The sequence below is a fragment of the Micromonospora sp. NPDC003776 genome (assembly GCF_053605645.1).
The window spans coordinates 1-11,247 of the sequence record NZ_JBSGJR010000182.1 but is presented as its reverse complement, the minus strand read 5'-3'; the positions used below and the strand labels follow the sequence as shown (position 1 = coordinate 11,247).

Genomic DNA, 11,247 nt, shown 5'->3' with positions numbered 1-11,247 from the left:
CCCGCGCGTGGTGTCACCTCCCCGGGCCCCCCCCCCCCCCCTCCCCCGGGCGGCCCGGCGGGGGGCCCCCCCCCCCGGCCCCGGTGCCGTGTGGTCGGCCTGGACGAGAACTCGGCCCGGCCGGGTGCAAGCTCTTTCCGGAACCGGTACGGAGCGAGACGTGGCCTTCGATCGGCTGCGCGACGAACGCTCAGCCATGCCCTTGGTGATCTCGGGCGAGCATCTGTCCGAGCGCCACCGGCAGTTCCTCATCATCGCGCTCGGCGAGCTGATCCTGGTTACCGGACGGGGTCGCCGCGTTCGCCGTCGATTGCGACGGCGTGCTGCTGTGAGCGCTTGAGCAAGTCCTGGCCGATGCGATTACCGCGGGACCCGGTCCGCCTCGCACGATCGGCGTCATACGCCCACCTGACCATGGTGGCCGGCGTGGTCGCTGCAGCCGTCGGCGATGAACTTGTCATCGCCCACCCACCCACTCGGGCACACCCCACCGGCCGGAATCGAGTCGTCGGCGGCGGACCCCGCGCAGCACCTGACCGGTGTCAGATGCTGGGTGAAGTAGCGAGGACCAAATAGTCCAGCAAAGAGTGCCCCGCCGATGATCTCGCGGATATCGCAGGCGTTCGACCAAGCTGGCGGCGCACCGTCCGTCATTGACCGTCGCGACGTAATGCCGGAAGGACTCCAGGGTCCCATCAGCCATGGACATTATCTGGGGCGCCGCTGGATACACTTGACCGATGGGCGACGAGCAGGTGGCTGGGCCGACGAAGCCGCGGAGGATCAGCCAACGGGGCATCGCGACGCGAGAGAGGATCCTCGAGGCGGCGAACCGGCTGATGTTCGTGCGCGGAGTGAACGCGACGACCCTTGACGACGTCCGCGAGGCAAGCCAGACCAGCAAGTCTCAGCTCTACCACCACTTCGCCGACAAGCAGGAGCTCGTGCGCGCGTTGGTCAAATATCGAGGCGCGCTGGTGCTTCAGCGCGAGCGCGGAGGGCTCGAAAGACTGAGATCGTTCTCCGGGCTGGTCCGATGGCGTAACGCGCTGGTCAAGGCCAACTCACTGAACAACGGCAGATACGGGTGCGGCCTCGGGTCGATGGCTGTCGAGCTGTCCGATCAAGATGAGCAGGCTCGATCGACGCTGTTGGAGACGTTCGCCGCCTGGGAAAAGCTGATCAGTGATGGCCTGCACCGGATGCGGGACGGCGGTGCACTTCGCCAGGACGCCGACCCGGAGAAGCTGGCCACGGGGTTGATGGCAGCTTTGCAAGGCGGCTACCTGCTGGCGAACGCTGCGCACAACGTCGCACCCATGGAAGTTGCCCTGGACATGGCACTGGATCACATCAAATCGTTCCTCTCGGAGCCCTCTGGCGAGCCAACCCGAGGCCCCCGCGCCACAACATCGTGAGGCCCGACAAGGCTCGTCCGAGGGGCCTCCGCCGCGCGGCCCGGTTGTCTCAGCCACCGGCCGTCCCCAGCGCCGACTCGGCAGCAGCACGATCGGAGTAGCCGGGGTGCCGGCGGTCGACCAGATCGGCATAGGTGGTCGTTCGCGAGAGGTAGTCGACCACAAAGGGGCAGATCGCAGTGACCGTGCCCTCGCGGGCGCGGATCTCGTCGAGCACTCGCCGCACCATGGCGGCCGCCACGCCCTGGTGTTGATGACTCGACTCGACTTCGGTGTGCCGCAGGGCGTACCGGTTGGGCTTCAGGTGGGTGTAGTAGAGCCAGCCGACCAGCTCGTTGTTGCGGTAGAGCTCAAAGCGGCCGTGATCGACGCTGTCGATCAGCTTCTCGCCTACCTGTCCTTCACTGCTCATCGGGTCACCCCTTCAAGGTGTCGTCACGCCGCGCGATCAGACATGTCCCGTTCTGGACCGTGAAGTCGAAGTACGGTGTTCGGCTCGCCGTGCACCGGCGGTGTGCCGTACGGGTTGCGTGCGGCGACAGCAGTGAAGAGGGTGGCGACGATGGCGAGTCCGCCGTATCCGAGGGCGATGTGCGGTAGCGAGAAGGTGTTCGACAGTTCCCCGGAGATGAGGCTGGGGAAGGCGGCCCCGCTGTAGCAGATCAGATAGATCGCGCTGAAGATCGGCGCCCGGTCGGCCAGGGTGCTGTCGTGCAGCAGGCCGCGGGTGGCGGCGCTGATGGCGATGCCTTGACCGGCGCCGGCCACGATGGTCGCGGCGATGAACAGCGCCAGCGTACCGACGGTGATCGCGGTGATGATGCCGATCCATCCGGCCAGGAAGGTGATCATGCCGATTCGTTGGGCCGCCGCTGATGTGAACCGGCCGCCGAGGGGCGCGCCGAGAACGCTGGGGGCCATGTAGGCGGCGAACACCAGCCCGAGGATGAGCGGACTGTGGGTGTAAAGCTGATCTTCGACCAGCGCGGGCACGAAGGCCTGGTAGAAAGCTCCCGTCGCCCAGGTGGCCAGGAACAACGCTGCCGCGACAGGGAGCAGATGCCTGACCCTGACCGGCACGCGGACCCGGGGTAGGAGCGCTCGCCACGCGCCCGGCATCGGCTGTGCGGTTTCCGGGCTGATGACGATGAGTGCGGCAGATAGTACGAGGAGACCGGCGCAAACCAGGTAGATGAGGTCGCGTGGCCACGGGCCGAACTGCACCAGGGCGCCGGAGGCGATGGCGCCGAGGGTGAGGCCGAGCATTGGTCCCTGACTGGAGAAGACGGAGGCCAACCATTCCGGCCTGGTGGGTGCGGCGTCGACGATGTACGAGGTGAGGCTGCTGCTGGCCAACCCGGTACCGACGCCCATCAGTAGCCGACCGGCCAGCAGGGTACCGATGTCGTGCACGCTCAGCAGCAGCACACAGCCCAGCAGGAGCAGGCCGAGGCTGGCGATCGCGGTGAGCCGTCGGCCCAGATGATTGGACAGCCGCCCCAGCACCAACAGTGCGGCGATAGTGCCGACGGCGGTGGTGACGACAGCCATTGAGATGCCGGCGTTGGTGAACCCGTCCTCGGCGCGGTAGACGTTGAACAGGGGGATCGGCGCGGCCGACGCGGCAAACGCGGCTACCAGGGAGACCACCGCGGATAAGAACGCCAGCCGCAGTGTTCTGCACTGGCGACCCTGGCGGATCGCCGCTGCACTGTTTTGCATCGATGCGTGCCTTTCTCTTGGTCTGAACCGCCCCAGAGTTTCTGGAAGCTTCGGGTGGGTGCGCGCACCAGCCACTCGACGAGTCCGCTGCGGCCTTCCGTACGAGTCGTGTGACCCTGACCAGGTAGCTGACGCTGATCCACGAGGGCCCGGTTGTTGCCTCCGAGTCCTGTGCGGACGAGCGCGGATGATCGCCTTTTCCTTGGCCCGCTCGGCCAGGTTGAGGGCGCCGACGGCGTCGTCGAGGACCATGACGTTGCCGATGTGGCGTCAAGCCAGATGGCTGCGACCCGGGGTAACTCCCGGGTGCTCCGGGTCGATGAGGTCGGCGTACTGGGGGTGGTGCTCGATGAAGTTGCGCACGATCGGGCACGTGATGGTGATCGTCTTGCCTTGCCCGCGCACGTCGTCCAGGACGCGTCGGATCAGCTCGGTGGCGATGCCCTGTTTGCGGAACTCGGGGAGCACCGAGGTGGCCAGCAGGACGAGTCGGTCGTCTCCGGCGACCTTGTAGGTCAGCCCGGCCGCCTCTCGGTCCCCGACGATGCCGTCGTAGATGCCGAGTTTCTCGTCGTTGACGACATGGAAGTCAAACGCGGGGGCGTGAGGATCGCCGGTTACCTCGTCGGCGAGGACGGCCTGGTCCTGGCTGAGGGTGCCCTTCTCGTCGGGGTCTCCGGCCCCGTTGGAGTACTCGAAGGCGTAGCGGGTCGGCTTGCTCGCGTCGGTCATGGGGGCTGCGCCCTCGTTGATGGTCATCGGATCTCCCGGGTCGTGGCGGTAGTCGTACTCGCCCAGCCGCATGTCGTCGACGGGGGGCGAGGGCAAAGCCGCCGACGGAGGTCTCGCTCTTGCGGGGGGTCGTTCTCGTGCTTGGGCTACAAGCGGACGCGGATGATCGTCTTGCCGTCGATCCGTTCGGTCGGGTTGAAGGCGGCGGAGTCGACGGTCGTGACGTTGCCGATGTTCGTCCGCAGCCGGCCATCCCTGACCCGCTGGACGACCTCACCCACATACGCGCGATCGGCCTCGACAGAGAAATCGACCATCACCTGGAAACGGCCCTGCGCGAACAGTCCTGCCACTCGCTGACCACGCCAGCTACCTCATCGGGCCGCGTCAGCTCACGCCGGGTGAATCCCGACGCATGCACCCCTCAACGAGGACATCCTTCCCCCGTCGGCTTCGCCGCCGGTCCCTTCGCCAGCGTCATCCCGGCCGTTCCTGCCGCCCCATGCGTCACAACAGTCGCTTCATTGGACGCCTCTCTGTATCCCTGGTTCGCCGACACGGCACTTCACTCTCCGCGCTTGTCGACGACAGGCGCCGGTGACCATCGCACACCCTAGCCCTAACGGACTCTTGGGTCCAACTTCGGCCCTGACGTTGAGCGAGTTCAGCCGAGGGCATGTTGAGTCTGAGCGCCTCTCCTTGCTGCATGTAGCGCGCCAAGGCGATGCTTCACGAAGGCCGAGCGGTGCTGGCAACAAACGGCGAACTGGACTATCTGGTCCGGCAGAGGCTAGGCTCGGAAGGTACTCGCCCATGAGGTGATACGTCCGCCCACAGCCCCGCTCAAACTGCGGCTCGTGCTGCCAAAGCCGGGTATCTCAACCATCACACCAAGATCTTTAGGAAGGCACGGCTGATGAAAACCGATCGGGATCGTGTCGTCGCATCCGCCCGAGCTGTCCTTCCGGCCACTGAGCGCCGACGCACGGACATGGCCACCCGCGGCTTCACCTTCGTCGCCGATGAACCGCACAACGGGGCACTCGGCGAAGGCCCGACCCCGACGGAGTACCTGCTGATGGCGCTCGCGTCGTGCACTGCTCAGACACTGCGGCAGTACGTCGACTACAAGTACGACACCGCCGGTGACATCACCGTCGAGATCGACTACCACGAACCCGAGCCGGAAGGCGCAGAGCGCCACCTGCAGCGCACGATCACGCTGAGCGAAGAACCTGACCCCGACGACTTGAAGGTGATGCATGACATCGCCGAGAAGTCCCCAGTGACCCTGCTGATCCAGTTCGCGTGGAGCGTGAGGACCGAGTTCGTCGGGCCGCGCTGACATCAGGCCGCTTGCTGCTCGGCCATCACAGCCGAGCAGCAAGCGGCTGTCGTTCCGCAGCACAGAACAGAGCGGGTGCGATCGGCTCGGTGACGGGTGGAGCATCTGCCGAGCAGGACGAACTTGTCGGAGGTCATGCCGTCGGGAACCGCAGCCCGTGGCTCTGCAACGCCTCACCCGTGCCCGTACGAGGCCGCGGTAACGAACAGACGCCGCGCATCAGGTACAGCGGCGCCCGCAGAATGTCTCCTGCGCCTACGGCGGCCAGGACGCCGAGCAACTCGTCGGCCTGCTTCGTACTGTCAATCAGTTCGGGCAGGATCGGCGCGACAAACACGGGTGGGGTGAGGCCGGCGTCGCGCATGGCTCGCAGCCGAGCTCGACGTCGACGCGGTGAGCTGCTACAGCGAGCTGATCCAGGCCACGGCCTGGCCGCGCTGGCCCTGCCGGCCGGCGCTCGATGACCGCTACGGCCGCAGGCGAATTTTCCTCTTGGGCATCGCGGGTCGATCATGTGCGCGGCCGTCCCCCACCCTGAGCTCACTGATCGTCGCCCGCAACCTGCAGGGCATCGACGGGCCTCATCGCTCTCTCCGCCGCCGGCCACGGTTGGGGCAGCGCGATCAGTACTGAACCGAGGGATCACGTGCCCGGATTGCCGCCCGTGATCTGGCTATCCATGCTGGCCTGGCCAGCGGAAGGTGACGTGTGACCGAGACCAAGATGAGCGACCGAACGATCTGGATGCGGGATCTATCCGCACCGCTGCGCGCCTTTCTGCAAACCGAGTCCGGCAGCGCCGGCGTGCTCGCGTCCGCCATCGTCGCCGCACTGCTGTGGGCCAACATCGACCTCGACTCCTACGAGGCCGTCTGGCACACCCAACTGTCCCTGCGCCTCGGGCACCTCGAGCTCTCCCGCGACCTGCACACCTGGATCAACAGCGGCTTGATGACGCTGTTCTTCCTGGTCGTCGGCCTTGAGGCGCGGCGCGAGTTCGACCTCAGCGACCTACGCGACCGGCGACGTTTCGTGCTGCCGAGCGTGGCGGGGCTGATCGGCATGCTGATCCCGGTGCTGATCTTCCTGCTGATCAACCACGGCGGGCCGGGCACACATGGCTGGGGCGTGGCCATGTCGACCGACACCGCCCTCGCGTTGGGCATGCTGGCGCTGCTCGGCCGGGGCGTGCCCGACCGGGTCCGGATCTTCCTGCTCACTGTGTTCGTGGTCGACGACTTGATCGCACTCATCGTCATCGCCCTGGTCTACAGCGACGACATCAAGATGATGCCCGTCGTCGTGGCCGTGGCGGCGTTCGCGGTCATGCTGGCCATCCGCGCAGCCGGCGTCCGGCGTGGCTCGGCGTACGTGCCGGTCGCCATCGTCATGTGGGGCGCACTGCTGGTCAGCGGAGTCGACCGAGTGGTGGCCGGACTAGCCATCGGGCTGACCGCATTCGCCTACTCTCCTGGCCGAGCTGAGCTCGAGCAGGTCAGCGGGCTGTTCCGCTCGTTCCGCGAGCAGCCGACCCCCAAGCTCGCCCGTTCGGCGTCAATCGGCCTCGCCAACACACTATCGCCCAACGACCGCCTTCAGCGCATCTACCACCCTTGGTCCAGCTACGTCATCGTGCCGCTGTTCGGCCTGGCCAACGCTGGCATCAGTATCGACCGTCCGTTCCTGACCCAGGTGTTCGCATCGCCTGTCACCTGGGGCGTGCTGCTCGGGTATGTCGTCGGCAAGCCGCTCGCCGTGATCGGCACCTCGGCCGGGCTCACCTGGGTCTCACACGGCCGCATCCGTCCAGCCGTGGGCTGGGCGGGCGTGCTCGGCAGCGGCACGATCGCCGGTGTCAGCTTCACGGTGTCGCTGTTGATCGCCAGCCTGGCCTTCACCGGCGACCAACTGGCCGAGGCCAAAGTCGGGGTGCTCAGCGCCGCGATCGTATCCTCAGCGCTGACCTGGACCGCGTTCCGCGTCACCAACATGCTGCCGAAGGACACGCGAATCCGGGCGCTCTTCGGCGACACGACGGAGCTGGTCGACCTCATTCCAGCGGTCGACGAGAAGCGGGACCACATCCGCGGCCCAGCCGACGCGCCGGTAACGCTGGTGCAGTACGGCGACTTCCAGTGCCCGTACTGCGGGAAAGCCGAGCCGGTGGTCCGGCAGTTGCTGGGCCACGCCGACCTGCGTTTCGTGTGGCGTCACCTGCCTCTTTCAGACGTACACCCGCAAGCCTGGCTAGCAGCCGAGGCTGCCGAAGCAGCGGCTGCTCAGGGCAAGTTCTGGCAGATGCACGACCTTCTGCTGGACCACCAGGACAAGCTGAACATTACTGATCTGATCAAATACGCTGGGGACCTCGGTCTGGATCAGCAGCGCTTCCACGAAGATCTGATGAGCCAGGCCCATGCGGGCTGCATCGAAGGCGACATCGACTCGGCGGACAACAGCGGAGTGTCCGGCACCCCGACGTTCTTCATCAACGGCCGCCGCCATTACGGCGCCTACGACATCACGGCCTTGACCGCCGCCATCCGTATGGCCCGAGCCCGGGCCCGCCTCGGCCGCGAGGCATCGGCGACCCGTGAATAAGCGTCCGTTGGCGTTGAACAATTCTTGGCGAATCGCCCAGGGGCTGACCGTCGACTCGTTCGAGCTGCATGGATCCGGAGAACGACTCCACCACGCTGTTGTCGTAGCAGTCATCGATAGAGCGCATGGAGTCGGGCGTCGGCGCAGCACCACCTACTGCGGCGTGGCCACCAGTTCCGCCTTGGCACCACGGCGGACCAGCCACCGGGTTGGCCGCCAAGCGGCAAAGAAGCCGATGATCGACCCGATCTGGACAATGAACCAGAACACCGGATTACCGGGATCCAGGGTCTCGTCGAAAACCATAAATTCCATCAGCGCCAGCCAACCTAATAGGGCGAACTCGAAGACGGACACGCTCAGTAGGTCCCCCTTGAGAAATATCCGTATTGCGGCCCACGCTCTTTGACCACCCGTGCCGGCTCCAGCGAAGAAGCGAAACACAAGGCCTACCGCCGCTGCAGCTAGATAGTCACCGATGAACTCGGGCCACAATCTCTTGCCGAACATTTCTAGACTCAGGCCGGAGACGACCAAAGTGGCAATGATGGCACCCAGAACGCAGTGCGTCGCGCAATGCAAGGTTTCGATCGTCGTGACAGCATGTCGCGACCTTTTAGGCGGCGTGCCGTGCCGCATAAGCCATCGGGGAGACTGAGGTCTACCCCACCGTCCGTAGGTCAGGATGGCAGCGGGGCCAAAGTAGAGCGCGGTTGCCGGCCAGACAATCTCCATGACCTTGGCCGGCTGACGGTATCGAAGGACAAAGAGGTCAGCAACGATGACGACGGTGCTGACAAGGCCCACAACGAGCACAACCCACGAGAGCACCACGAGCCATGTCGGTTGCAGAGCCATCTCCTTCTCATTCCGGGACACTCAACGCAATGCTGGCGACGGCTATGACGAGCTCGACCATCGCGCGCGCAACGGCGCCCGGGTCAAGAAAGGTCCCGTACCGCGCGGCGGTTCCATAGCGCACGCCCGGTACGCCAGCAGAAACCCGCGGCGGGCACGACCAGGGCGACACTCGGCGTACCTGTGACAACACGTGCGGTTAACACGGTCCAATCACGCTAACAGAAGACATCTGCCTCACGCCCAACTCTCACGGGACGCCTGCCAGCGTCTCGACGCCCACCTCTGCTGTCATCTGGCGAAGTGCCGCCGCACAGGCCCAGCCGAACGGCGCCTCACGCCGTCCCCGAGCACCACCCCGGCCAACACCACCACGACGAGCGTGGTGACCAGCACGGGAGGCCAGCCGCCGACCCACGGTGCCGCGACCGCCAGCAGCAGCAGACCAAGCACCCGGTGCCACGGGACGAAGCTGAGGATCCGTAAGATGAACACGGCGCGCCCGAGCAGGAACAACGCGGGGCCGCCGACGATCAGGGCGATCCAGCGCGCCGGCGTGTCGCCGGTGGACCGCTCGATGACCAGGTCGAAACCGGCAGCGGTGCAGACGATGCCGGCCACCATCCCCAGATGGGTGTACGGTGCCAGCCGCGCCGCCCGCCGAAGCAGCGGAGCGGACGTCACCCGCGCGATGGGAACCGCCCCCAACGCGAAGATCTGCCAGAGCAGCAGCATCGTGAGGAAGGCTGCCAAGAAGGCGGCAAGCCGTGCCCGCTCGAAGTCCGCGCTGCTGACCTTCAGGGTCGGTAACAGGATGATGTCGCCAAGCGCCAGGATGACGAACTGCTGGTACCGCTCCCCCAGGTGCTCCGCCGTCTTCTCGTACTGTCTCAGCGGCACCCGGCCGAGCCAGGGCGTGGGATAGCGCGCGGCAGCCGCGACGTAGTCGATCGCCACCGCTAATGACAAGAGCACCCAACGCAGCCCGTCCGGACGCCGGGCCCCGACGATCCAGAAGACCCCGGAGATCAGGAACCAGAAGAGGAAGCGCGCCGCACGCTCCTCGGCCTGAAGGCGTTGCTTGTGCAACACGGTAACCAGCACCAGACCCCGCACCAAGTGCGGGGTGACGTATCCAGCGGCGAAGACCAGCGCGTGTGTTGGGGAGGCCAGCGCCGACGCCATCACCAAGGAACCGAGCATGGTCACCATCAGGATGGCCTGGATCGGACGCTGATCAGGGTCGTAGAAGTCGGTGGTGGTCGTGGTGACCGACCAGGTCCACCAGACCGCCATCAGCATGAGCACGACCGGCCCGACACCAGCCCATGAGTCCCGCTCGGCGATCAGCATCGAGGTCAGTGCAAGGGCGGCCACGAAGACGACGTCGAAGAGCAGTTCCAGCAGCGTCGCCCGCGTCGACCCGCTCGGTCGGCGCACCAGCTCGGTGCTGCCTCCGCTCGTCATCCCAGCCTCGGCCGCCCATCGCACCCGGTCACTGGCAACTCCGGCACTGCATTCGCGCGCCGGGCGTCGGGCCTCCCGGACGTTGCATCCCGGAGAATTTTCTGTGCCGCCGGGTGGTCCGTCTCTGGATCGGCAATTCCGGCCAACGGCCGGATTACCTGCCAGATCCGATTTGATGATCTCCGGCATTCCTGCCTGGCGCTCCTGCTCAACCTCGGCCACCCGCCCGCAAATGCAACCCGGTGCAACCGGCGTCTTTCCCTGGTCAGGTGCTGGTGGGCGCGGCAGGTCCGAACCGGCGACCCCTCGCCGTTGGAGTTCTGAACGCCTCAGGTCCGGGTACGCCTGACGCCTCGAGCTGTCATCTGCCCGCGCCCTGCCGCTGCTGTCCCTGTCCATTGCTGCTGTCGGCGCTTCTGCCGACAGCCCCGCCAGCGCGCTTCCTGCTCGGAAGGGGCAAGGAGTTGCCGAAGTCCCGCAGGCGGCTGCCCAGCCCTCAAATAATGCGGGAACGAGCGTTCGGCGCATCCGCGGAAGTAGGCCGGTGGGCTGAGCGAATGCGGTCGGAAGGAGCAGCCGTCGGATGAGCACGATGCGCGCCGTGAGAGCTCACACCAGGGGCGGCCCGGAGCAACTCGTGTACGAGGAGGCGCCGCGGCCCGAGCCGGGGCCCGGTGAGGTGTTGGTGGCGGTGAAGGCGGCTTCCATGACACCCACCGAACTCACGTGGTCGGCAACCTGGACGCACAGCTTGGACGGGAAAGGGCCCGAGCGCACCCCGATCATCCCGTCGCACGAGTTCTCCGGTGTGGTGGTGGCGTCCGGGGCGGGAGTGGAAAGCCCCGCCGAGGGGGAGGCCGTCTACGGGTTGATCCCTTTCACCCGCGATGGCGCGGCCGCCGAGTACGTCGCCCTGCCCGCGGACGTCCTGGCGGCCAAACCCGCAAGCGTTGACCACGACCACGCCGCGGCGCTCCCCCTGGCCGCGTTGACTGCCTGGCAGGCGCTGGTAGACCACGCCGACCTCCAGGCCGGCCAGCACGTGCTGGTACAGGGCGGCGCCGGCCGTCCATGGTCAGCGTGCTGCCGGCGATGGCGCCGTCC

The 11,247-nt window shown here is 66.5% G+C and carries 12 protein-coding genes; 5 read left to right on the top strand and 7 right to left on the bottom strand.

Annotated elements, in window-relative coordinates:
* Nucleotides 1-160 precede the first annotated feature (160 nt).
* Together ACWEVO_RS16900 and ACWEVO_RS16895 are read left to right on the top strand one after the other, a co-directional pair.
* Nucleotides 161-340 (top strand): low temperature requirement protein A, encoded by a 180-nt coding sequence (locus ACWEVO_RS16900; protein ID WP_452308458.1) that lies wholly within the window; start codon nucleotides 161-163, stop codon nucleotides 338-340.
* Between the two features lie 400 nt (nucleotides 341-740).
* Nucleotides 741-1,418, top strand: a complete 678-nt coding sequence (locus ACWEVO_RS16895; RefSeq protein WP_452308457.1) for a TetR/AcrR family transcriptional regulator — start codon at nucleotides 741-743, stop codon at nucleotides 1,416-1,418.
* 49 nt (nucleotides 1,419-1,467) lie between these two features.
* Here the strand turns inward: ACWEVO_RS16895 and ACWEVO_RS16890 are convergent, their stop codons facing one another.
* The 4 genes from ACWEVO_RS16890 to ACWEVO_RS16875 all read right to left on the bottom strand — a co-directional run bounded on the left by ACWEVO_RS16890 (nucleotide 1,468) and on the right by ACWEVO_RS16875 (nucleotide 4,225).
* Entirely contained in the window at nucleotides 1,468-1,830 is a 363-nt protein-coding gene (locus ACWEVO_RS16890) for a GNAT family N-acetyltransferase (RefSeq protein WP_452308456.1), read from the bottom strand.
* A gap of 23 nt (nucleotides 1,831-1,853) precedes the next feature.
* Nucleotides 1,854-3,215: an MFS transporter gene (locus tag ACWEVO_RS16885; protein WP_452308455.1), complete on the bottom strand. Its 1,362-nt coding sequence runs from the start codon at nucleotides 3,213-3,215 to the stop codon at nucleotides 1,854-1,856.
* A 195-nt stretch (nucleotides 3,216-3,410) separates the two neighbouring features.
* Nucleotides 3,411-3,944, bottom strand: coding sequence for a GNAT family N-acetyltransferase (locus ACWEVO_RS16880; RefSeq protein WP_452308454.1), 534 nt, complete (start codon nucleotides 3,942-3,944; stop codon nucleotides 3,411-3,413).
* A gap of 74 nt (nucleotides 3,945-4,018) precedes the next feature.
* Nucleotides 4,019-4,225, bottom strand: coding sequence for a hypothetical protein (locus ACWEVO_RS16875; protein WP_452308453.1), 207 nt, complete (start codon nucleotides 4,223-4,225; stop codon nucleotides 4,019-4,021).
* 563 nt (nucleotides 4,226-4,788) lie between these two features.
* Between ACWEVO_RS16875 and ACWEVO_RS16870 the strand changes: the two genes are divergently transcribed.
* Nucleotides 4,789-5,217, top strand: coding sequence for an OsmC family protein (locus tag ACWEVO_RS16870; protein WP_452308452.1), 429 nt, complete (start codon nucleotides 4,789-4,791; stop codon nucleotides 5,215-5,217).
* Nucleotides 5,218-5,350: 133 nt separating this feature from the next.
* Here the strand turns inward: ACWEVO_RS16870 and ACWEVO_RS16865 are convergent, their stop codons facing one another.
* On the bottom strand, nucleotides 5,351-5,581 hold the full coding sequence (locus ACWEVO_RS16865; protein ID WP_452308451.1) for a hypothetical protein: 231 nt from the start codon (nucleotides 5,579-5,581) through the stop codon (nucleotides 5,351-5,353).
* 344 nt (nucleotides 5,582-5,925) lie between these two features.
* Here ACWEVO_RS16865 and nhaA point away from each other — a divergent pair, with 344 nt between their 5' ends.
* Nucleotides 5,926-7,818: a Na+/H+ antiporter NhaA gene (nhaA, locus tag ACWEVO_RS16860; RefSeq protein WP_452308450.1), complete on the top strand. Its 1,893-nt coding sequence runs from the start codon at nucleotides 5,926-5,928 to the stop codon at nucleotides 7,816-7,818.
* 153 nt (nucleotides 7,819-7,971) lie between these two features.
* On the opposite strand, the gene ACWEVO_RS16855 is transcribed toward nhaA, so the two are convergent.
* The gene (locus tag ACWEVO_RS16855) at nucleotides 7,972-8,676 is read right to left on the bottom strand and encodes a DUF4396 domain-containing protein (protein ID WP_452308449.1); all 705 of its coding nucleotides are present in this window, start codon (nucleotides 8,674-8,676) and stop codon (nucleotides 7,972-7,974) included.
* A gap of 291 nt (nucleotides 8,677-8,967) precedes the next feature.
* On the bottom strand, nucleotides 8,968-10,365 hold the full coding sequence (locus tag ACWEVO_RS16850; RefSeq protein WP_452308448.1) for a low temperature requirement protein A: 1,398 nt from the start codon (nucleotides 10,363-10,365) through the stop codon (nucleotides 8,968-8,970).
* A 361-nt stretch (nucleotides 10,366-10,726) separates the two neighbouring features.
* Here ACWEVO_RS16850 and ACWEVO_RS16845 point away from each other — a divergent pair.
* A partial coding sequence (locus ACWEVO_RS16845) for an alcohol dehydrogenase catalytic domain-containing protein (RefSeq protein WP_452308447.1) occupies nucleotides 10,727-11,247 on the top strand: 521 nt, incomplete at its 3' end.